The sequence below is a fragment of the Salmonella sp. 741265116_PST genome (genome assembly GCF_046567715.1).
GTDB classification, from domain to species: Bacteria; Pseudomonadota; Gammaproteobacteria; order Enterobacterales; family Enterobacteriaceae; genus Salmonella; species Salmonella enterica.
In genome coordinates this window covers 141642-162053 of the sequence record NZ_JBKFPH010000005.1, presented here as the reverse complement: position 1 = coordinate 162053, position 20412 = coordinate 141642, and the positions used below count along the sequence as shown (strand labels likewise).

Sequence of the window (20412 nt, the reverse complement as noted above, 5' to 3'; positions counted from 1 at the left end):
TGTGGGCATCCGTGTTTCCTCTCGCCCAGAAATCACATGACTTTTATGGCTGCGTATCAGCCTAAACCCATGCCGGATAGCGGCTGCGCCTTCTGCGGCCTACTCTTCTGGTCAATTTTCTTTTATCTCGAATACGCAAATTGTGAAGCTATTTCCAACAATCCAGGTATAATCGTAAGATAATTGTATATACATTTTTGTGTATACAATTAGGGAAAACACATGCCGATGGAGTTTGAATGGAATGCGAACAAGGCTAAAAGCAACCTGAGGAAGCACGGTGTCCGCTTTGAGGATGCGGTACTGGTGTTTGACGATCCCCGACACCTGTCACGTCAGGAGCGTTATGAGAATGGAGAATATCGTTGGCAGACCCTCGGCCTTGTTCATGGCATTGTGGTCATTCTGGTTGCTCATAGCGTTCGGTTCGAAAGTGGTTTTGAAGTTATCCGTATCATCAGCGCCCGCAAGGCAGACAGAAAAGAGAGGAATCGTTATGAGCATGGTTAAACATAAACGCGGCAACGCATCCGCGCTGAGTGCTCAGCATGAGGCTGAACTGAAGGCGCTGGTGAAAAAATCAGATGATGAGATTGATTACAGCGACATTCCCGCTTCGGAGGATGGGCAGTGGTCTGAAGCAGTGCGTGGTAAGTTTTTTCGCCCGTTAAAAACGCAGGCCTCGGTGCGTATTGACGCCGATGTGATGGAGTGGCTGAAACGGCCAGGAAAAGGCTACCAGACGCGGCTCAATGCCATTCTGCGCGAAGCGATGCTGCGAGAGCAAAATAAGAAATAGCCAGAAGATGCCTGATGGCGGCTGCGCCTTATCCGGCCTACAAATTCCGCCAGGCCAGATAAGCGCTTAATGGTTACTTCCTTAACCCCGCAAACGCCGCTCTGATCTCATCTTCCGGCAACTGGATCCCGATAAATACCAGCGTGCTGTGTGGCGTTTCGTCGCCCCACGGTCTGTCCCAGTCGGCGCTGTAGAGACGCTGCACGCCCTGGAACAGCAGGCGGTTGGGTTCGCCGTCGATCCACAGCATCCCTTTGTAACGCAGCAGTTTATCCGCTGATTCCAGCAGCAGATTCTCCATCACCCGTGACACCTCGCTGATATCCAGCGGGTAATCCAGCTCCACCACAATTGACGACACATCGTTCTGTTTATCGGCAATAAAGTGGAAACGCGGTTGGCTTGCCAGCACGTTCTCTTCCAGCATAAAGCCGCTGGTATTAAACAACTGACTCAGGTCAATATTGCCGTGTACCACGGTGTAAACCGGGGCGCGGGCATTGATACGCGCCAGCCGCTCGCGCAGTTTCTCGCTGTCGCCTGCCACGTCGGTTTTGGTCAGCAGGATACGATCGGCGTAACCTACCTGTGACTGGGCGATGGTGAACTGATTCATCTGTTCATCGGCGTGTACCGCATCGACCAGCGCTATCACGCCGTCCAACAGGTAACGCTGGCAAATCACGTCATGAGAGAAAAAGGTCTGGATAATCGGGCCAGGATCGGCCATGCCGGTGCATTCAATCACCAGACGGTCGAAAGCAATATCGCCGTGGTCGCGGCTGTCGAGCAGGTCTAATAGCGCATCTTCCAGCTCGTTGGAGCGGGTACAGCAGATGCAGCCGTTAGTCAGGGTTTTGATCTGTGTGGCGCGATCGCCAATCAGTTGATCGTCAACGGAGACTTCGCCAAATTCGTTTTCGATAACGGCGATTTTAAAACCATGTTGTTCGTTGAGGATATGGCGTAGTAGGGTGGTTTTGCCCGCGCCCAAAAAACCGGTGAGTAGGGTAACTGCAATCGGGGTCATAGTCTCTCCATTAACAACAGCGCATACCGCCTTTGCCATCGCCGCCGTAACGTGCTTGCTGACGTTCGCGGAAGAACTCTTCATAGGTCATGTACGGCTTGTCGGGATGATTGGTTTTCATGTGCTCGACATAGTTGTCGTAGTCCGGAATACCAATCAACATTTTTGCCGCCTGGCCGAGATATTTTTTTGCCTGACCTAAAGTATCAAACATTCTGCCGTCCTGTTAATGAATAAAGCCGGATGGCGGCTTGCGCCTTATCCGGCCTACACTAGCCGGGATCGCTGCGCGCTACCCGGCATCAGTTTTAGTGGTGTGAAGAGATCTTCACGCCGCCTTCCGGCACGGGCACATACGGGGTTTCTTTATCGGTACGTTTATCGCTGTTGCGTACCTTCATCCAGGTGGTGAAACCGTAGAAGATAATACTGTACACCACCACCAGGAACAGAATACTCAAACCAGCGTTAGTGTAGTTGTTCACCACGATATGGTTCATGTTGGCAATCTGCTGCGCGGTCAGGTTGGTGCCGTTGGCAATCTTCTCTTTATACAGGTTTGCCATGTAGAAGAAACCTTCCATCTGTGGGTTGGCGCTGAACAGTTTCAGGCCCAGCGCCCAGGTGGTGCAGATCAGCAGCCATACCGCCGGAATTACCGTCACCCAGATGTATTTGGTACGCTGCATTTTGATCAGTACCACGGTGCTCAACACCAGCGCCACGGCGGCCAGCATCTGGTTAGAGATACCGAACAGCGGCCACAGGCTCTTCACGCCGCCCAGCGGGTCGACCACGCCCTGATATAGCAGATAGCCCCACAAACCGACGCAGCCTGCGGTACCGATGATACCCGCGACCAGAGAATCGGTTTTTTTCAGGAACGGGACGAAGTTACCCAGCAAATCCTGCAACATAAAGCGGCCGGAACGGGTACCCGCATCCAGTGCGGTCAGGATAAACAGCGCTTCGAACAGAATACCGAAGTGATACCAGAAGCCCATATCCGCCATCGGCAGGACTTTGTGGAACACATGCGCGATACCTACTGCCAGCGTTGGCGCGCCGCCTGCGCGGTTCAATACTGATGGTTCACCGATATCTTTCGCAGTTTGCAGGATTTGTTCCGGGGAAATCACAAAGCCCCAGGAGCTGACGGTCGCCGCTGCATGTGCGGTAACGTCTTTCAACTGCGCCATAATCAGCGGCGCGTTCTCGCCGCCCATCTCGTGCAGGTTTGGCATGGTAATGCCCAGACCCGCCGGCGGGGTGTTCATCGCGAAGTAGAGACCCGGTTCAATGATCGAGGCCGCCACCAGCGCCATCACCGCAACAAAGGACTCCATCAGCATCGCGCCGTAGCCGATAAAACGCGCATCGGTCTCACAGGCCAGCAGTTTCGGCGTGGTACCGGAAGAGATGAGCGCGTGGAAGCCAGAGACGGCGCCACAGGCGATGGTGATGAACAGGAACGGGAACAGAGCGCCTTTCCACAGCGGGCCAGTACCGTCGACATACTGCGTCAACGCCGGCATTTTCAGTTCCGGGTTGAGGATCACAATCCCCAGCGCCAGACCGACGATCACGCCGATTTTCAGGAAGGTAGCGAGATAGTCGCGCGGGGCAAGGATCAGCCATACCGGCAGCAACGCGGAAACAAAGGCGTAGCCGATCAGCGCGAAGGTAATGGTGGTGTCTTTAAAGGTCAGCGCCGGGCCCCAGTACGGGTCGTGGGCAATCACGCCGCCGAAATAAATAGACGCCACCAGCAGCACGATACCAATAACGGAGACTTCGCCTACGCGTCCCGGACGGATAAAGCGCATGTAGATGCCCATAAACAGCGCAATCGGCACCGTGGAGCAGACGGTAAAGACGCCCCACGGGCTTTCGGCCAGCGCTTTAACCACGATTAATGCCAGCACCGCGAGGATGATGATCATGATTAAGAAGCAGCCGAACAGCGCGATGGTGCCTGGAACGGTACCCATCTCTTCTTTGATCATCTCGCCAAGAGAGGCGCCGTTACGGCGGGAAGAGATAAACAGCACCATAAAGTCCTGCACTGCGCCCGCGAGCACCACGCCCGCCAGCAACCACAGTGTCCCCGGCAGATAGCCCATCTGCGCGGCCAATACCGGCCCGACCAGCGGGCCTGCGCCGGCGATGGCGGCGAAGTGGTGACCAAACAGCACGTAGCGGTTAGTCGGCACGTAGTTCAGGCCGTCGTTATTTATGACCGCCGGCGTCGCGCGCGTCGGGTCGAGTTTCATGACCTTCTGGGCGATGTACAGGCTGTAGTAGCGATAAGCCACCAGATAGACGGAAACGGAAGCGACCACGATCCACAGGGCGCTCACGTGTTCACCCCGACGTAGGGCAACGACCGAGAGGCAGAAAGCACCGATGATTCCGAGAATCACCCAGGGTATGTGCTTGAATATCTTTTTCGTATCCATAGTAAAACCTGGTTGTAAGTTTAATTATCAGCCGAAGCTGGGTGGACATTGAGTTCGTGTTTGAGGAGGTAGATTGACTGCTATGCTGAGAGGATCTTGCCAGATCATCGCGCGCGTAAAGTTAGGTAAATCAGTGAGTGGTTGTATGGCGGTTTAAGCGGTCGGACGTACCGGTAAGCGGTTTCGCAGAGGAGGGCGTGGGCTATTTTATGTGATTGAGATCACGATATAAAATGGGACGATCCTTGTTGCGCGGGGCGTCATAACGACTTCACTGAGCTAATCGTGATATTAATGGCGCGCATCCCATAAAGTTTTCCCTTTCCAGGCCGAAAATTCTGTATCTGTCTAGCGGAAAGAGAAAACATGTTAAAGCGAATTAAAATTGTTACCAGCTTACTGCTGGTATTGGCGCTATTTGGCCTTTTACAACTGACATCCGGCGGGCTGTTCTTCAACTCGCTGAAGAATGACAAAGAAAACTTCACCGTATTGCAAACCATTCGTCAGCAGCAGTCTGCCCTGAATGCAACCTGGGTGGAGCTGTTGCAAACGCGTAATACCCTGAATCGCGCGGGTATCCGCTGGATGATGGACCAGAGCAATATTGGCAGTGGCGCAACTGTCGCTGAACTGATGCAGGGGGCGACCAATGCGCTGAAACTGACCGAAAAAAACTGGGCGCAGTATGAGTCGTTACCGCGCGATCCACGTCAGAGCGAGGCGGCTTTCCTTGAGATCAAACGAACCTATGATATCTACCACGGCGCGTTGGCGGAGCTTATTCAGCTTCTTGGCGCGGGTAAGATTAACGAGTTTTTTGATCAACCGACTCAAAGCTATCAGGACGCTTTTGAGAAGCAGTACATGGCCTATATGCAGCAAAACGATCGTCTGTACGATAGTGCTGTTGAGGATAACAACAGTTCCTACAACCAGGCGATGTGGGTACTGGTCAGTGTGCTGATTGCCGTTCTGGTGGTCATTATCGCCGTCTGGTTCGGCATCAAACTGTCGCTTATCGCCCCGATGAATCGTCTGATTGAAAGTATTCGCCATATCGCCAGCGGCGATCTGGTGAAACGTATTGATGTGGAAGGCTCTAACGAAATGGGGCAACTGGCAGACAACTTACGTCATATGCAGAGCGAACTGGTGCGTACCGTGGGCGATGTGCGCAATGGCGCCAACGCCATTTACAGCGGCGCCAGCGAGATTGCGATGGGCAACAACGATCTCTCTTCCCGTACTGAGCAGCAGGCAGCGTCTCTGGAAGAGACCGCCGCCAGTATGGAACAACTGACCGCCACCGTGAAACAGAACGCCGAAAACGCCCGTCAGGCCAGTCACCTGGCATTGAGCGCCTCTGAAACAGCGCAAAAAGGTGGCAAAGTGGTGGATAACGTCGTACAAACAATGCGCGATATCGCCTCCAGTTCGCAGAAAATCGCCGATATTATCAGCGTAATCGACGGTATTGCTTTCCAGACCAATATTCTGGCGCTGAATGCGGCGGTAGAAGCGGCGCGCGCAGGCGAGCAGGGACGCGGGTTCGCGGTGGTAGCCGGTGAAGTCCGTAATCTGGCCCAGCGTAGCGCGCAGGCGGCACGGGAGATCAAGAGTCTGATTGAGGATTCCGTGAGCCGTGTTGATGTGGGGTCGACGCTGGTCGAAAGCGCAGGTGAAACCATGGATGAGATCGTCAATGCAGTGACCCGCGTAACCGATATCATGGGCGAGATTGCCTCGGCGTCTGACGAGCAAAGCCGTGGTATCGACCAGGTGGGCCTGGCGGTAGCGGAGATGGATCGCGTAACGCAGCAGAACGCCTCGCTGGTGGAAGAGTCCGCCGCTGCGGCTGCGGCGCTGGAAGAGCAAGCCAGCCGTCTGACCCAGGCCGTCGCGGTGTTCCGTATTCAACAGCAACAGCAGCGTGCGCGTGAAGTGGCAGCGGTAAAAACCCCGGCAGCCGTGTCGTCAGCAAAGGCCGCTGTGGCCGACGGCAGCGATAATTGGGAAACGTTTTAAGGGCGTATGGTGAACAGTCGGCCTACAGATGACCGTAGGCCGGATGAGATATTCACACTTTTGCCTGATGGCGTAGCGCTTATCAGGCCTACGCGCCAGTTTATTGATAAATATGATGTGTAGGCCGGGTAAGGCGCAGCCGCCACCCGGCATATATGACATTCTCTTTTAACTCTCAACATTCACCACTTTGATCTCCACCATGCCAATCCCCAATTTGCGCGGCGAATGGCCCAAAATATTACCTTCGTTGGTGGAGACGGGAGCGGGCGGCGCAATGACTAAGGTATTCGCGTCCGTCGGATTGTTGAAATGCAGGGTGATAGTGGACACATCGTGACCCAGCACCAGCGTCTGCTCTTCGTTGCCGACGCGTACCGGAATCGGCCGATTCGCGTTGTCGCCGAAGGCTTTGGCGGTGATCACCAGATCAAACTTTTTCGGCAGCGGCGCTTTATATTCGATTTTAACCTCATCGCCCAACTGCGCATTTGACCAGCGCCCCCAGGACTCCGGCCGGGAAATACCGCTAAACTGCTTCACCTCCTCCGGCGCGCCCGCCACATTAAAGATAAAGCTATCAGCTTTATAACGAATATCGTTATCGACAATCTTTAAGGTATCGACGTTGCCTTTGTAGCGTTTCATATCGATCATCGTGTCTTTAAACGCCGTCTTACCCTGCCACTGTGCTTTATCGACATGCTGTACGGTTTGCTGCCCGCCAAGCTGCCCCTGCGAGACGCACCAGTCGGTAGAGAGCGCCAGCGCCGGTGCCCATAGCTGCGCCATCTTGTAGCAGCGATCGACCCAAACGAAATTATCGCGCGGGGCGAAGTCGGCCAACTGGAACCGCAGCGGAGCGGAGTATTCACTTTCCGGTAACGGCTCGACGCGCTTATCCGATACCCGCAACAGCAGCGGTAAGCGGAAGTGGCTGCCGGAAAACGCGATCATGTTTTTGTCCCGATCGACGGTAAAATCTTTTATCTCTTTCGGGAAATTCCACAGGCGAATAATATCCGGCTTCATCGCCAGCACTTTCTCTTTTACATTCAGGAACACTTCCGACAGCGACTGCCCGGAAAGGCTGCTACGTCCCAGACCGATAAAATTATCGCCGCCGAGAATATCCAGCACCGTTGCGCCGTTGTCCATCGTGTTGCGTTTGACCGCCAGCGTCTCCTGCTGCGGTTTATCGCCGCGCAGAATGAAAAACAGATTGTTGCGATCTTGCTTATTCAGGTATTTCCAGGCGGTATTGTTCATCGCCAGATGGTCGGAAGAGACGACGATAACGGTATCTTTAAACCACGGTGACGCTTTGATTTTGTTGATAAACTCGGCGATGTTTTCCTGGCTGCAACTTACGGCGCTAAAGGACTGGTTGGGCTTGCCGTCGTAATCGTAGCGTTTGCGGTTGCAGGTGCGTGAGATAAATCCGTCCGGGTGGTGAGTATCTACGGTCAGCGTAAACAGCGAAAAACGCTGGCCTGAGCGGGAAAGCGCTTCAAATTTCTTCCATGCCTCATCAAGCACCGTATCGTCGTAGAAGCCCCAGTCGTTACGATAAGACGGGTCTGCCACCACCGTTTTCAGCTCTTCAGCGCCGTACAGATGATCAAATCCGTGTGATTTCAGGAACACGTCTTTCCCGGCAAAACGCAGGTTAGCGCCCTGCACGAAATAGTTCTGGTAGCCGGAGTTTTTCAGAATATCGCCGAGGCAGATATTCTGCGGAAAGAAGCTGGACACCGACGCTGAGGCATTGCCCTCAAACGGCGCAAACAGCGGAATACCACACTGGGAAGCCACCATCCCGGCGATGGTGTAATCCGTTCCCGGCAGTTGCATGGTATGGCTGAAATCCAGCCCCTCATTTTTCAGCGCGCCCAACTCTGGCGTGAGATTGGGGAACGCGTCATTATCAAAATAGGTCCGTTCCAGGCTCTCGCCGTAGATATAGACCAGATTGAGCTTCGGATTAGGAATGGTTTTTGCTGGTTCTTTATAATAAACGGCAAAATCCGGATCGCCATCGCGCATTTGTGATTTTACCAGTTCGGTAATCTGGCGAAACGCCGGACTGGCGTCGACCGAACCCAACGCCAGCAGTAACGCCAGCAGGCTGTAACCGACATGATGCGGATGGTGACGGCGGCGGCGTAGTACCCATCCCAGCGCGCCGAATACCGTCACTAACGCCAGGGCAATGCCGATTCCCGGCAGAATATATTTGCCGACTCCCGCTCCCGTCAGACTATTCGTCAGCGTATAAAGCACTGCGTCGTTGATCCCGTCGCCGGTAAAATAGTCGCTGGCATACAGGGTAATATTCAGAATGACAAAAAGTCCCAGCACCGTGAGAGTGGCGGCAAACCACCAGGTGTTACGGCCCGCCTTCCAGGCATATATCAGCACAGAGGCGAGAAACAGAGCGACAGAGAGCAACTCGGACAACTGACGATCCTCAATAAACCAGGCTTATCGCTGGCAGGAAAAAATTTCTAACAATGTAATAGCGATGTCACATTGCTGCAATTCTAATGACTTTACACGGCGCTATTATTTAGAATGAGTTTAGAAAGTTGTTTTTTTGATCGGCATCACTTCCTGACATAGCGGTTAATAACAGGAAAAGACGAAAGGAAAAGTCGGGTTAATGCCGTGCTGGCGGGTAAAGGGCCAAAACACGGCTTTTATCAGGACGTCCCAGCGTGGCGCACGGTCAGAAAAACGCAGTCAGGAAAGGAAATTCAGCCCTTGCTGCAACACCAGATCGCAAGCTTTGGTTTTCACCTTTTCCGCCAGCGGCGTACTGCCGATATTATTGAGGTTCAACTGCTGGCCGTCCTTCGTCTTGAGCAACCCTTGCAGGCCGTTCAGGTAGTTAGTGTCCTGCTCCTGCTGTGTAGTATCCAACCCCAACTTGTTCAGAATCTGATTTTTAACGTTTTCCACGTTGGTAGCGGACGCCAGCTTCTGTTTGGCGCAGTACTGCAAAATACCGGCGGCATTATTCATATTATCGGCGCTGAGCGACTGGGCGCCGTTGCTGAGCAGACCGGTTAGCGCCGAAAGCGACATCCCGCCCTGCTGTGAGTTCGCGCCCTGAGCGCTTAACTGACTGGCGGCGCTGGAAAGCGAATCCTGCCAGGAGGCGGCGATACCGCTGGTGGAAAACAGTACGCAGGCGACCGCCGCGCAGCACAGAACATGTTTCGCTGTATTCATGGTAATCACCTGTGTTATGCCTGCCAGGCGTAGTCTCGCCCTGGAGCACGTTGCAATTTAATACTCTTTACCTGTCACCCGGCTGCGGTAACTGTCCCAGGTAAAATTAACCCATAAACTGTTGCCGAGACGCATACGGTCCATGACGCGTTCGCCAAGCATTTTCGTCATCTCTTCCATATTGCTGTTCGTCAACATGCCGGTGGGACGTTTTGACGAGGAACGACGATCGACAATTTGATTGATGATCACTTTTTCATAGCGGGATTCGGTCTGCACGCCGATCTCGTCGATCACCAGCAGATCAACGTTACTCAGATCGTTAAGCAACTGCTCTTCGCTGGTTTCCCGATTGCTGAACGTGTCTTTCATCGCTGACATAATATCCGCTACGGTGATAATCAGTACCGACTTTCCGCGCAGCAGCAGCTCGTTACAAATAGCCGCGGCGAGATGGTTTTTACCGGTTCCCGGCTTGCCGGAAAAGACAAAGCTGGCGATATTGCCGTCAAATTCATCAACGTACTGTCGGGCTTTGCTTAACGCGTTCATTTGTCCGTCGCACTCAACCCGATAGTTATCAAACGAGCAGTTCTGATGCAGCGGTCGAATGCCGGAACGGTTAAAGGTGCGCTGCATTTTCATCGCCCGATTTTCCCGCGCCAGCGCCGCCGCCCGGATCTCGCCTTGCTCTTTCTGCCAGGCCAGCAGTTCTTCGCCCGTTTTAAACGCCGGTGTAATATGCGCAGGCATCATTTTTTGTAGACGCTGCATCAGGTCGCCAACATTTTTCATCGTTACCCCCTAAAACCTGGTGGAATATGATTGTCAGGTTCGCTGACGCTATTGATGTCGCGCTGCGGCATTCCGCCATTGCTGGAACGGCTGATTTGCACGCTGCGCGCCAGCTTTTGCTGCCACTGGATATGGTGAAAAACCTTGCCTTCCGCCTGCCAGTAGGCGATAAACGCCGCCAGCTCTTCTGCGGTGACCGGCTCCCGAAGCGCCACGCCCCAAAGGGCAGCCTGACGCTGAAAATCCGCATCCGGTTGCCAGGCGGGATACATGGCGAATTTTCCGCAGGGAATCGCCACGGGGGCGGCTTCGGGTTCTTCGTAAAATTGCGCGTCTAACGCCACATCGCTTCCCGGACGTGATAACTTTTCTTCAAGCGCCAGCAGTTCAGCCATGCGTGCAGGCGTCACGGCATAAAACGCAGGCGCATTATTAGCGAATACCGCTACCGCGCCGCCCGTTGACTTCGCCAGCACAGCATGATGATCGTGTAAAAGGGCGTCAATACCGATGACGTCCGACGTTAAAATTCTGGAAGACATAATGTTTCTCAATATGGAACAACAACCGAGAAGGGCGACTGTTTTTATAGTACCACACAGACCTGTAAGAACAGCAGGCGGCGTTCCACCGATCACACGCGGGGGCGTTTGCGGTACAGCCATAATCCCGGTACAGAGAGGCCAATTGAGAGCGCGCCAACAATGGAAGAGGCTTTCAGAAAATTAGTTAGCAGCGTAATCATCATCGGTTCGCTATAGCCCAGATGGCTAATTTTTACTGCGGAAATCATCGCGGTATAGGCGGAAATCCCCGGAAACATCGGGATCACGGCCGCGACGGTAAACACTTTAGGGTGAGCGAGATACCAGCGTGACCACTGAATACCAATACTGCCGACCAGCAGCGAAGCCATAAACGTCGACCATTCGATATTAAAGCCAGCGCTCATCATCAGCATACGCGAGCCATGACCCAGCGCCCCCAGTAGCGCGCACCACGGAAGTGCCCGGTGGGGAACATTAAAGACCATCGCAAACCCGACGGCGGGGATCGCAGACAAGATCATGTCCTGCATTAGCGCCAGTAAAAAGTCGATTATACCCATCCTCGTAGCCCCCATACTGTCATTGACATCACTACGCCCACACAGGTGGCCAGTGTCAACAGGCTGGCGATAGCCCAGCGCGCCAGCCCGGTATTAATATGTCCTTTAAACATATCTGCGACGGAATTAATCAGCGGAAAGCCCGGCACCAGTAGCAGTACGCTCGCCGCCATGGCGATAGTGGGCGTCTGGCTAAAGGCGGGAAGGGTGAGCATCAGTCCGGAAATCGTGGTAGCGACAAAGGCGGTAATGCAAAAATTGATCTGCGGATGTAAATGCCGCTGCGCCAGCATCTGGCGAATATACATGGCTATCATACTGGCGAAAAAGGTGATAACCGCGCCATCCCAGCCGCCATTATTCAGCTTACAAAAGCAGGAGCAGGAGAGACCGACCATAAACGCCACCAGCCAGCGCGGATAACGCAGCGGGCGGAGCTGGCTAAAGCGTTTTTCCACGCCTTTGTAATCCAGCAGACGATGTTCCGCGAGGATAACGATATGCTGAACCTCCGTGACGACGTGCATATTAATGCCGCGATCCTGGTTTTTACGTGTCGATGTCAGACATTGTCCGTCTTTAATGGTCGTCAGGACAATGGCGTTAGAGGAGATCGCGCTTTCGACGCTATCCATACCGAGCGCCAAACCGAGGCGGGTGGAAAGCTCATCAACCAGTGCGCTTTCCGCCCCGTGCTGCAATAAAAACAGCCCGCATTGAATACATAACCGTGTTACTGCTCGTTGAATTGATTGCTCTTCTTGCATGACTCGTCCTGTCCGAAAAGACATTTTATGCGCCGCCACTATGACAGAGGCTTCCTTTTTAACACGAAGCGCAGGCATGATGGCGTTGGTTAAGATCAATTTCTTGTTGATAAAAACGTCAACCGCCAGACGCAACGCATAAGCTTTCTGAGACGTGCGCTTCGTCACAGGCAGGATATCCTTATGGGCGACGGTTCTCGTATGTCCGTTTCCAGAATAGAGACATTATGCCAGCCTGGCCGTTCATTTTTGAATCAATGATGTGGTGAATTTTATCAACGATATGCATTAATCGTTTTACAACAATGGCGTGAGAAGCAGGTGTAAAAATAGGCGTGACTTAGTGTAATTTGCAGATATTACATGGATTTTATGGGTGACAGTCAGTATTGTTGGGCTTTTATTTCAGGATTCAGCAATATGAATGAAGGACGAACTCATATTTTAAATTTATTAATATGATGAGTTTCGTTAGAATTACTAATGTGCAAATTTAGTTAATTTAATTGTCTTGCTTCTGGTTTTATGAGTAACTATGCGATAGTGATTTCATGTTTTTGTGCTATGTGGATTGTAGCGCAATCAATGTTATATTTTTAAAAATAAAACAAGGATAATTAATCCACTCGGCTTATATTTCTTTGCGCTCATTGTTAATAGTATTTTTATTAATGGGACAATGAAAAGGGGCGGCGTGGGTGCGGAGGAATTATGCTGCCAGGATGCTGCAAAAATGGACTTATTATCAGTAAAACCCCCCTTATACAGGAAGGCCTTAAAGGGGCTATAACAGGTAATTTCCCCGATTATAAACTGGCGTATTGCCGTACGATAGAAGAGCTAACGCTGCTACAACTACGTCGAAGTAATTTAGTTATTGCTGATTTAGCAGTTAACAATGCCTCTCCCCGTGCTATCTGCGAATATTTTTATAGCTTACTCTCGCAATATCGCGACATACATTGGGTATTTCTGGTTCCTAAATCCAGCTATCCACATGCGGTTGATCTCCTGATGGGCCCCGTCAGCACCTTGCTTTCAGACGAAGAGCCAATCGAGAATCTTATTAGCGTTATCCATGCGGGAAACGCTCGTTCAGAAAGAATAAGCAAAACGTTATTATCGCCTCAGGTACCGTCTGAAATTCAGCAGTCCCACGACAGGCCGATTGTCCTTACGCTGTCTGAACGAAAAGTATTACGCCTTTTAGGAAAAGGGTGGGGCATTAACCAAATTGCGGCATTACTTAAAAAAAGTAATAAAACAATTAGCGCCCAAAAAAATAGCGCCATGCGACGCTTATCAATACACAGTAATGCAGAGATGTATGCATGGATAAACAGTTCTCAGGGAGCCAGAGAATTGAACCTACCTTCGGTATATGGAGAAACCATGGAATGGAAAACAGAATCAGCAAGAGAAATGTTGCGCTCGTAGAAAAATGCGTGATGAGCACCATTGGTATTAAAGGGCTATTTGATGCAATGCCGGATTGCCGACATACGCTTCATATTTTTTCAAAACCATCCGCGTTTTATAAGGCTGCGCTAAAGACGCCGTTTTCTGCCGTTATTTTTTCTCTTTCTGCGTTAAGAACTGAACGCCGGACAGGATTATCCAGCCTGACGGAACTGGCGATAAATTATCCCCATATGCGACGTCTGGTGATTGCCGATGATGATGCTGAAGCCCGCTTAATCAGCGCGCTATCCCCGCTGCCGCTGGATGGAGTCATCAGCAAAGCGTCTCCGTTGGATGTTTTACAGGATGCCTTATTTACATCGCTTAATAGCGCCCGGCGGACAACGGAGCGTACAGACAATCTTTGGGAACTTCACCAGAATTGTATGCTTAGTCCAACCGAGCGGGAGATTCTGCGTTTTATGTCGAACGGCTACTCAATGCCGCAAATTGCCGTCCAGTTAGAACGTAACATTAAGACTATCCGGGCGCATAAGTTTAATGTGATGTCCAAGCTGGGCGTGAGTTCTGATGCCGGGTTACTCGATGCGGCGGATATTCTGTTATATCTGCGCGCCGGAGATGCTACCGCGCTCCAGCATCGGGTATAGCCCGTGCCGGATGCGCCGTGCTTGTTCGGGGAATCCGGGTGTCAGGCACGTTATTGGCACACGTCTACCCAGGTCGCCGATGTCAGTTCAGCCATTCTTTCCGGCGTGATGCGTACCGCGCTGTGCGTGGCGCCTGCGGCAGGCAAGACTTCGTTATACCCCTTCAGAGATATATCGCAATAAACGGGCAGCGGGTGCTCCAGCCCGAAGGGACATACGCCTCCGACAGGATGTCCGGTTGCATTGACCACTTCATCGCTGCTCAACATACGGGCTTTTGCGCCGAAAGTGGTTTTAAGCTTCTTATTATCCAGGCGGGCATCGCCTTTCGCGACCACCAGGATAATGGTGTCTTTTACTTTAAGCGAGAGCGTCTTAGCTATCTGCCCTGGCTCTACGTTGTGCGCTTTGGCTGCCAGTTCGACAGTCGCTGTACTTTGATTTAATTCGATAATTTCAATATCGGGAGCATGATCGGCCAGAAATTGCCGTACAGATTGCAGACTCATTCTTCTCTCCTGAGACCTTACCAATAGCCACGGTAGACCCAAAAATGGCAAAACGTAATTTGGCATACGGAGAGCGCCGCTGTAAATATAATAATGTGACAGGCCAGCAGCAGTAAGCCGTGACGATAACTGAAGGCAACGTAAAGCGGTTTACTTTAGCGTGCAGTCGCCGCACTGCTGTACGTCAGGTAAGCGGTAACGTTGGCAGCAGGTTCTGCGTACCAGAAGACCGTCGCGCATTACGACGGTCCGCCACAGCGGGTTATCCTGACCGTCGGATAGCTGCTTTTCAAAAAAACAGCGCTGGCGTAGCGTTGCCAGCAGGGCTTCGCCAGGCAGCGGTTTCATCTCAGTCAGATACCAGTTGATTAAATAACCGGTATTGCTCCAGATAAGTTTCGCGTTGATGTCGCCAGTCGCCTCCAGCGCCTGAATGACCGGCTGTAGTGCGGAGACTACCAGCGTTTCCATTCGTTCTTCCGGGGAACGCCCCGTTGTCAGGTTATCCTGATGCACATCAAGCCAGAAACACGCGGCGCGCCCGGTTTCATGAAATTCAACGTGAATATGTTCTGCCGAGACATTGATAGCGCGCGCTTGCGTCAGTAATGCCAGCATCAGCGGCGGCGTCATCAGCCCGATATACCATTGCGCCCACAGGGAGAGTAACGGCTTATTTTCACGTGGCAGGCCTGGCGTGTGGCGATAGATGTGATCGGAATAGGCGGCCAGCAATGAACGAAACGTCGCGGGGCGCGTCCACTGGGCAAGAGTCATCGCCGTTGGCGGCGGCGTTTCATCCAGCCGAATGAAGTTCAACAGGTGCTCACGGGTAGAGGCGATCGTCTCGCGTACTGCGTCCGCCAGCGAGGCGTCTTCCGGCTGGGGAGCGGCTCGCCAGATAATATCGTCAGCAATCGGTGCGGAACGGTAGGCCATAGCGCAGTTTAATGATGTTAATCTAAATGATAATGATTGCTAATCCTATCGATAGCGATAAACGATGGCAAGCGGTTTATGGTTAACGCTGTTGGCGTAGCACGATTACGCCAACAGGATTCATAGGGCGCGCATGTCGTCGCTGACCAGAATGTGGTTACGTCCAAGATGCTTGGCTTCGTAGAGCGCTTTATCCGCTTTTTCGATAGCGTCTCCGATATTGCGATCCGTCAGGGGCGCAATGCCGATACTGATAGTGACATTGGTGGCGACGCTTTCGTTAAACATATGCGGGATTTTAAGATCGTATACTTCCTGTCGGATACGTTCTGCGGTAGCGCGGGCTTGCTGTGGTTCGGCGGTGGTCAGCAACACCAGAAATTCTTCCCCGCCAAAACGGCAGACGACATCGCGCGATCGCACGGCGTCCCGAATTGCCGCTGAGACGCGGATTAACGCCTGATCGCCCATCATATGACCGTAGTGATCGTTGTACGCTTTGAAATGATCGATATCCAATAGCAGGACGTAGTGTTCATGGCTGCCCGGCGCCTGTAACGTATCCAGCCGATTTTGCAGGCCACGGCGGTTATATAAGCCGGTTAATGGATCAAGCATACTCAGGCCATTGAGGGTTTCCCGCTCGGCCAGCAGCTTAAACATGAGCTGTTGGGCAAAATTATCGTAGCGTTTCTGGATAACATGTTGAATAGCGATTCCCACCATTGGCAGGGCCAGCAAATAGAGAATTCGCAAACCTTGTTCATTACCGTTCAGCCACAGGCAGACCGCGACTGGCGGTAGCGAATAGAGCGTAAACGCGACGATATTCGCGGCAAAGGCTATCGAGCCGATAAACAGAACGCTAAGCAGGGAAATCAGTAAAAAAGAGAAATCATAATGGCCTAACGCCGGATACTTTAGCGCAATATGCGCCGCCCATATTCCCCCAAAGAGTAGGGAGATAAAGGGGAGATTAATTCTTTTTTGTCCATGTTTCCCATGCCATATCAACAGTAATACGCTCAGGACCACTATCCCTATCATTGGCGTGCAAAATACATTGATTTGATAAAGGGGGAAAACGAGAGTAAATAGCGCCGACACGGCGTTGAGAAACAAGAAAAGACGTAAAGAAAACTGATACTTCTTAATACGAAGCGACCGCCAGGATGGTGTTGTCATGGGTAATTGTCGTTATTTATCGGTGATATACACGGAATCGGGCGCCAACATGAAAATAACGTATGAGAAAAGGTCGCCTAAAGCGAGGTGTTGTTGTTTTTACGTTAACAGTCGGACAATTTATCACCTTACTGAATACGTGTCATCAACCGTTAAGTAAAACTCATCTCTTTAGCTTTCTCCCTGGCTGACAAATGAGAAAATATATCATATGATATTGGTTATCATTATCAATTCCAGGGGTGAAACCATGTTGCAGCGGACGTTAGGCAGCGGATGGGGCGTGTTATTGCCTGGAGTGATTATCGTTGGACTGGCGTTTATCGGCCTGTCAGCTGATGCGCTGAAGCTGTTGATTGTATCAGGATTGCTACTGTCTGCACTGATGTTGTATCACAAACAATTACGGCATTTTGTACTGTTGCCATCGTGTATGGCGCTTATTGGCGGCATGATGTTGGCAATGATGAACTGGAATCAGGGATGAAAATGAAGAGACAAAGGAAGGATAAGATAATTGGTGCGAGGGGGGGGACTTGAACCCCCACGTCCGTAAGGACACTAACACCTGAAGCTAGCGCGTCTACCAATTCCGCCACCTTCGCATACCATCGATTCTTGAAAAGAATCACTACCACGGAGGCGCATTCTAGTGGTTTTCAGCTATTCGTCAATAGTTAATTGCATGGGATAGATTGATTGCTGCAAAAATGGGCGCGAGACGCAGGTTGGATAAGACGCTTTGCATCGCCATCCGGCACATGCAACCAGATGGCGCTGCGCTTATCAGGCCAACTATTTCTTCGCCTGACGGGTCATCACAGTACGATAAACCTTAAAGCGCCCGGTTTGCGCGATGACTTCATGGAAGCCAAAAGTCTCATCCAGAATCTTAGGATAGGGCAGAAAGGCGTTCGCCACGATGCGTAACTCTCCGCCGCTGTTCAGATGGCGCACTGCGCCGCGAATGAGCGTTTGCGCCGCATCGAGGCTGGTTTGCATTCCGTCGTGGAACGGCGGGTTGGAGATGATCATGTCAAAACGTCCTTTGACTTCCGAAAAGACGTTGCTGGCGAATACCTCGCCTTCAAGACCATTAGCGGCAAGCGTGGCGCGGCTGGCTTCCACCGCCGGAGCGCTGACGTCACACAGCGTCAGGCGCACTTTCGGCGAATGGCTGGCCAGCGCGGCGGAAAGCACGCCAGCGCCGCAGCCGACATCCAGCACTTTACCTTTGGTGTGCGGCGCCAGCGTAGACAGCAGCAGTTGGCTACCAACATCCAGTCCGTCGCGGCTGAATACGCCCGGCAACGTTTTGATGGTCAGCCCGTCGATGTTGTACTCGGCCCACCAGGATTCAAGACTAAACTGCGGCTGCTTTTCCAGACGACCATGGTAAAGGCCGCAACGTCGCGCGCTATCTACTTTGTTCAGCGGCGCATAGTCCGCCAGCATCGGTTCGGCGCTGCGTACGCCACTGCGGTTCTCACCCACAACAAAAACATCGCTGCCCACCGGCATCAGCGACAAAATATTCATCAACTGGAACTGCGCTTCGGGTTTATTTTTCGGCCAGTAGTAGATCAGCGTATCGCAGTCAGCGACATCGCTGGCTTGCGCGACCAGGCTAAAACGGACGTTATCGCCCATCTGGCGGCTTAACGCCTGCCAGTGGTGAAACTGTTGCGTATACGCGCGGCTGGCGGCGCATTCAAAGCGCGCGGGCAGGTCATCCTGCAAATCTCCGGCAAAAAGAATACGGCTTTGTTCGAAATCATCACTGTGGCGCAGCAAGACTTCACTTGCCGGGGTAAAAGCAGACATGGAATGCTCCTTAATTCAGACTGGCGGCGATTATAGTAGTTTGATGGCGGAGATTCGACAGATTTGCTATATTTGCGCCCCTGATTACAGGAGCGTTTCGCTATGACATCCCGACGAGACTGGCAGTTACAGCAACTGGGTATTACGCAGTGGGCGCTGCGACGTCCTGGCGCGCTACAGGGCGAGATTGCGATTTCCCTTCCCGCGCACGTTCGTCTGATCGTGGTTGCAGAGGAATTACCCGCGCTGAACGAGCCGCTAATGCGCGATATTTTACGCGCGTTGACCGTGAGTCCCGATCAGGTTTTACCCCTGGCGCCTGAGCGCGTCGCCATGCTGCCGCAGGGCAGCCGTTGTAATAGCTGGCGGTTAGGAACTGACGCGCCGCTCCAACTCGAAGGCGCTCAGGTCACGACGCCGGCGTTTAATGAACTCCGGGCAAACCCGGCGGCACGCGCCGCACTATGGCAACAAATCTGCGAACATGAACACGATTTCTATCCTCAGCACGACCGATCTCCCCGCAGCCTGGCAGATTGAGCAACGCGCTCATGCGTTTCCGTGGAGCGAAAAAACGTTTTTCGGCAACCAGGGCGAACGGTATCTCAACCTTAAGCTGACTGCTGCTGACAGAATGGCCGCGTTTGCCATTACACAGGTGGTGCTGGACGAAGCGACGCTGTTTAATATTGCCGTCGATCCGGATTTTCAGCGTCGGGGGCTGGGGCGTATGCTGCTTGAGCATCTGATTGATGAACTGGAAAAACGTGGGGTTGTAACGCTATGGCTGGAGGTACGCGCCTCTAACGCTGCCGCCATCGCGCTGTATGAAAGTCTGGGGTTTAACGAGGCGACGATTCGCCGCAATTACTATCCCACGGCACAAGGGCATGAGGACGCCATCATCATGGCGTTACCGATAAGCATGTAATAAAAGAGGCAAGGTGTAATGATGAAGTGGGACTGGATTTTCTTTGATGCCGATGAAACGCTGTTTACGTTTGATTCTTTCACCGGCTTACAGCGGATGTTCCTTGACTATAGCGTCACCTTTACCGCTGAGGATTTCCAGGATTACCAGGCCGTGAATAAGCCGCTATGGGTGGATTATCAGAACGGCGCGATTACTTCATTACAATTGCAGCACGCGCGCTTTCAAAGTTGGGCTGAACGGCTAAACGTTGCGCCGGGGCTGCTGAATGACGCTTTTATTAGTGCGATGGCGGAGATCTGTTCTCCTTTGCCGGGCGCCGTTTCGCTACTTAATGCGATTCGCGGGCAGGCTAAAATCGGTATTATTACTAACGGTTTTACCGCGCTACAACAAACTCGTCTGGAGCGCACCGGGCTGCGCGAGTATTTCGATCTGCTGGTGATTTCCGAGCAGGTTGGCGTCGCGAAGCCCGATCCGAAAATCTTTAACTACGCCCTGGAGCAGGCGGGGAATCCTGACCGCTCGCGCGTATTAATGGTTGGCGATACCGCGGAGTCCGATATTCTTGGCGGCATTAACGCCGGACTGTCGACCTGCTGGCTTAACGCGCATCATCGCGAGCAGCCCGCGGGTATCCATCCAACCTGGACTGTGGCGTCATTAAGCGAACTGGAGCAGCTCCTGTGTAAACACTGATTGCCTCCCCCAGGTTGATGGGTAAAATAGCCG

22 protein-coding genes and 1 tRNA gene are annotated in these 20412 nt (G+C 52.4%); 9 read left to right on the top strand and 14 right to left on the bottom strand.

Annotated elements, in window-relative coordinates; all coding sequences use genetic code 11:
• The first annotated feature begins 222 nt into the window (after positions 1-222).
• Positions 223-510 (top strand): BrnT family toxin, encoded by a 288-nt coding sequence (locus tag ACLD11_RS05840; RefSeq protein WP_183059840.1) that lies wholly within the window; start codon positions 223-225, stop codon positions 508-510.
• Complete coding sequence (locus tag ACLD11_RS05835; RefSeq protein WP_000063143.1) at positions 497-799, top strand: BrnA antitoxin family protein; 303 nt, start codon at positions 497-499, stop codon at positions 797-799. The genes ACLD11_RS05840 and ACLD11_RS05835 overlap by 14 nt, the downstream gene beginning before the upstream one ends.
• A gap of 73 nt (positions 800-872) precedes the next feature.
• Here the strand turns inward: ACLD11_RS05835 and yjiA are convergent, their stop codons facing one another.
• The 3 genes from yjiA to btsT form a co-directional block, all read right to left on the bottom strand.
• Positions 873-1829, bottom strand: a complete 957-nt coding sequence (yjiA, locus tag ACLD11_RS05830) for a GTPase (RefSeq protein ID WP_411014659.1) — start codon at positions 1827-1829, stop codon at positions 873-875.
• Positions 1830-1839: 10 nt separating this feature from the next.
• Positions 1840-2043, bottom strand: coding sequence for a YbdD/YjiX family protein (locus tag ACLD11_RS05825; RefSeq protein ID WP_000460616.1), 204 nt, complete (start codon positions 2041-2043; stop codon positions 1840-1842).
• A 94-nt stretch (positions 2044-2137) separates the two neighbouring features.
• Entirely contained in the window at positions 2138-4288 is a 2151-nt protein-coding gene (gene btsT, locus ACLD11_RS05820) for a pyruvate/proton symporter BtsT (RefSeq protein ID WP_411014658.1), read from the bottom strand.
• Between the two features lie 366 nt (positions 4289-4654).
• Between btsT and tsr the strand changes: the two genes are divergently transcribed.
• Positions 4655-6316 carry a methyl-accepting chemotaxis protein gene (gene tsr / locus ACLD11_RS05815; protein WP_411014657.1) on the top strand — a complete coding sequence of 554 codons (1662 nt, stop codon included), beginning with the start codon at positions 4655-4657 and terminating at the stop codon, positions 6314-6316.
• 168 nt (positions 6317-6484) lie between these two features.
• On the opposite strand, the gene opgB is transcribed toward tsr, so the two are convergent.
• The 6 genes from opgB to ACLD11_RS05785 all read right to left on the bottom strand — a co-directional run bounded on the left by opgB (position 6485) and on the right by ACLD11_RS05785 (position 12220).
• A complete protein-coding gene (gene opgB / locus ACLD11_RS05810) occupies positions 6485-8776 on the bottom strand; it encodes a phosphatidylglycerol--membrane-oligosaccharide glycerophosphotransferase (protein ID WP_411014656.1) in 2292 nt (763 codons plus the stop codon).
• A 282-nt stretch (positions 8777-9058) separates the two neighbouring features.
• Positions 9059-9550 carry a DUF2501 domain-containing protein gene (locus ACLD11_RS05805; RefSeq protein ID WP_024797791.1) on the bottom strand — a complete coding sequence of 164 codons (492 nt, stop codon included), beginning with the start codon at positions 9548-9550 and terminating at the stop codon, positions 9059-9061.
• Between the two features lie 57 nt (positions 9551-9607).
• Positions 9608-10345, bottom strand: coding sequence for a DNA replication protein DnaC (dnaC, locus tag ACLD11_RS05800; protein ID WP_000799924.1), 738 nt, complete (start codon positions 10343-10345; stop codon positions 9608-9610).
• Positions 10346-10347: 2 nt separating this feature from the next.
• The gene (dnaT, locus tag ACLD11_RS05795; protein ID WP_000098573.1) at positions 10348-10887 is read right to left on the bottom strand and encodes a primosomal protein DnaT; all 540 of its coding nucleotides are present in this window, start codon (positions 10885-10887) and stop codon (positions 10348-10350) included.
• 92 nt (positions 10888-10979) lie between these two features.
• A complete protein-coding gene (locus tag ACLD11_RS05790; RefSeq protein WP_000511329.1) occupies positions 10980-11453 on the bottom strand; it encodes a threonine/serine exporter in 474 nt (157 codons plus the stop codon).
• Entirely contained in the window at positions 11444-12220 is a 777-nt protein-coding gene (locus ACLD11_RS05785) for a threonine/serine exporter ThrE family protein (protein WP_001674846.1), read from the bottom strand. Before ACLD11_RS05785 ends, ACLD11_RS05790 begins: the two co-directional genes overlap by 10 nt.
• A gap of 711 nt (positions 12221-12931) precedes the next feature.
• Between ACLD11_RS05785 and ACLD11_RS05780 the strand changes: the two genes are divergently transcribed.
• Complete coding sequence (locus tag ACLD11_RS05780; protein ID WP_000936659.1) at positions 12932-13657, top strand: response regulator transcription factor; 726 nt, start codon at positions 12932-12934, stop codon at positions 13655-13657.
• Positions 13618-14292, top strand: coding sequence for a DNA-binding transcriptional activator BglJ (gene bglJ, locus ACLD11_RS05775; RefSeq protein WP_000431546.1), 675 nt, complete (start codon positions 13618-13620; stop codon positions 14290-14292). Before ACLD11_RS05780 ends, bglJ begins: the two co-directional genes overlap by 40 nt.
• Positions 14293-14342: 50 nt before the next feature.
• On the opposite strand, the gene ACLD11_RS05770 is transcribed toward bglJ, so the two are convergent.
• From ACLD11_RS05770 to ACLD11_RS05760, 3 genes are all read right to left on the bottom strand, one after another.
• Positions 14343-14801, bottom strand: a complete 459-nt coding sequence (locus tag ACLD11_RS05770; RefSeq protein WP_000058276.1) for a YbaK/EbsC family protein — start codon at positions 14799-14801, stop codon at positions 14343-14345.
• Positions 14802-14951: 150 nt separating this feature from the next.
• Positions 14952-15740 carry a siderophore-iron reductase FhuF gene (gene fhuF, locus ACLD11_RS05765; protein WP_183059834.1) on the bottom strand — a complete coding sequence of 263 codons (789 nt, stop codon included), beginning with the start codon at positions 15738-15740 and terminating at the stop codon, positions 14952-14954.
• 120 nt (positions 15741-15860) lie between these two features.
• Positions 15861-16925: a GGDEF domain-containing protein gene (locus ACLD11_RS05760; RefSeq protein WP_411014655.1), complete on the bottom strand. Its 1065-nt coding sequence runs from the start codon at positions 16923-16925 to the stop codon at positions 15861-15863.
• Between the two features lie 250 nt (positions 16926-17175).
• Between ACLD11_RS05760 and ACLD11_RS05755 the strand changes: the two genes are divergently transcribed.
• Complete coding sequence (locus ACLD11_RS05755; RefSeq protein WP_000941877.1) at positions 17176-17412, top strand: DUF1435 domain-containing protein; 237 nt, start codon at positions 17176-17178, stop codon at positions 17410-17412.
• Positions 17413-17443: 31 nt separating this feature from the next.
• On the opposite strand, the gene ACLD11_RS05750 is transcribed toward ACLD11_RS05755, so the two are convergent.
• Together ACLD11_RS05750 and rsmC are read right to left on the bottom strand one after the other, a co-directional pair.
• Positions 17444-17530 (bottom strand) — tRNA-Leu (locus ACLD11_RS05750).
• 190 nt (positions 17531-17720) lie between these two features.
• Entirely contained in the window at positions 17721-18749 is a 1029-nt protein-coding gene (gene rsmC / locus ACLD11_RS05745) for a 16S rRNA (guanine(1207)-N(2))-methyltransferase RsmC (protein WP_023219088.1), read from the bottom strand.
• 102 nt (positions 18750-18851) lie between these two features.
• On the opposite strand from rsmC, the gene ACLD11_RS05740 reads away from it, so the two are divergent.
• Genes ACLD11_RS05740 through yjjG form a run of 3 tightly spaced genes read left to right on the top strand, consistent with a single transcriptional unit; the run spans position 18852 to position 20379 of the window.
• Complete coding sequence (locus tag ACLD11_RS05740; protein ID WP_000203996.1) at positions 18852-19289, top strand: DNA polymerase III subunit psi; 438 nt, start codon at positions 18852-18854, stop codon at positions 19287-19289.
• Complete coding sequence (gene rimI, locus ACLD11_RS05735) at positions 19234-19680, top strand: ribosomal protein S18-alanine N-acetyltransferase (protein ID WP_001092434.1); 447 nt, start codon at positions 19234-19236, stop codon at positions 19678-19680. Before ACLD11_RS05740 ends, rimI begins: the two co-directional genes overlap by 56 nt.
• 21 nt (positions 19681-19701) lie before the next feature.
• The gene (yjjG, locus tag ACLD11_RS05730; protein ID WP_000870686.1) at positions 19702-20379 is read left to right on the top strand and encodes a pyrimidine 5'-nucleotidase; all 678 of its coding nucleotides are present in this window, start codon (positions 19702-19704) and stop codon (positions 20377-20379) included.
• The last annotated feature ends 33 nt before the right edge of the window (positions 20380-20412 follow it).

Coding starts and splice junctions, on each gene's coding strand:
- ACLD11_RS05840 (WP_183059840.1), top strand. CDS start 223: ATGCCGATGGAGTTTGAATGGAATGCGAACAAGGCTAAAAGCAACCTG.
- ACLD11_RS05835 (WP_000063143.1), top strand. CDS start 497: ATGAGCATGGTTAAACATAAACGCGGCAACGCATCCGCGCTGAGTGCT.
- yjiA (WP_411014659.1), bottom strand. CDS start 1,829: ATGACCCCGATTGCAGTTACCCTACTCACCGGTTTTTTGGGCGCGGGC.
- ACLD11_RS05825 (WP_000460616.1), bottom strand. CDS start 2,043: ATGTTTGATACTTTAGGTCAGGCAAAAAAATATCTCGGCCAGGCGGCA.
- btsT (WP_411014658.1), bottom strand. CDS start 4,288: ATGGATACGAAAAAGATATTCAAGCACATACCCTGGGTGATTCTCGGA.
- tsr (WP_411014657.1), top strand. CDS start 4,655: ATGTTAAAGCGAATTAAAATTGTTACCAGCTTACTGCTGGTATTGGCG.
- ACLD11_RS05805 (WP_024797791.1), bottom strand. CDS start 9,550: ATGAATACAGCGAAACATGTTCTGTGCTGCGCGGCGGTCGCCTGCGTA.
- dnaC (WP_000799924.1), bottom strand. CDS start 10,345: ATGAAAAATGTTGGCGACCTGATGCAGCGTCTACAAAAAATGATGCCT.
- dnaT (WP_000098573.1), bottom strand. CDS start 10,887: ATGTCTTCCAGAATTTTAACGTCGGACGTCATCGGTATTGACGCCCTT.
- ACLD11_RS05790 (WP_000511329.1), bottom strand. CDS start 11,453: ATGGGTATAATCGACTTTTTACTGGCGCTAATGCAGGACATGATCTTG.
- ACLD11_RS05785 (WP_001674846.1), bottom strand. CDS start 12,220: ATGCAAGAAGAGCAATCAATTCAACGAGCAGTAACACGGTTATGTATT.
- ACLD11_RS05780 (WP_000936659.1), top strand. CDS start 12,932: ATGCTGCCAGGATGCTGCAAAAATGGACTTATTATCAGTAAAACCCCC.
- bglJ (WP_000431546.1), top strand. CDS start 13,618: ATGGAAAACAGAATCAGCAAGAGAAATGTTGCGCTCGTAGAAAAATGC.
- ACLD11_RS05770 (WP_000058276.1), bottom strand. CDS start 14,801: ATGAGTCTGCAATCTGTACGGCAATTTCTGGCCGATCATGCTCCCGAT.
- fhuF (WP_183059834.1), bottom strand. CDS start 15,740: ATGGCCTACCGTTCCGCACCGATTGCTGACGATATTATCTGGCGAGCC.
- ACLD11_RS05760 (WP_411014655.1), bottom strand. CDS start 16,925: ATGACAACACCATCCTGGCGGTCGCTTCGTATTAAGAAGTATCAGTTT.
- ACLD11_RS05755 (WP_000941877.1), top strand. CDS start 17,176: ATGTTGCAGCGGACGTTAGGCAGCGGATGGGGCGTGTTATTGCCTGGA.
- rsmC (WP_023219088.1), bottom strand. CDS start 18,749: ATGTCTGCTTTTACCCCGGCAAGTGAAGTCTTGCTGCGCCACAGTGAT.
- ACLD11_RS05740 (WP_000203996.1), top strand. CDS start 18,852: ATGACATCCCGACGAGACTGGCAGTTACAGCAACTGGGTATTACGCAG.
- rimI (WP_001092434.1), top strand. CDS start 19,234: ATGAACACGATTTCTATCCTCAGCACGACCGATCTCCCCGCAGCCTGG.
- yjjG (WP_000870686.1), top strand. CDS start 19,702: ATGAAGTGGGACTGGATTTTCTTTGATGCCGATGAAACGCTGTTTACG.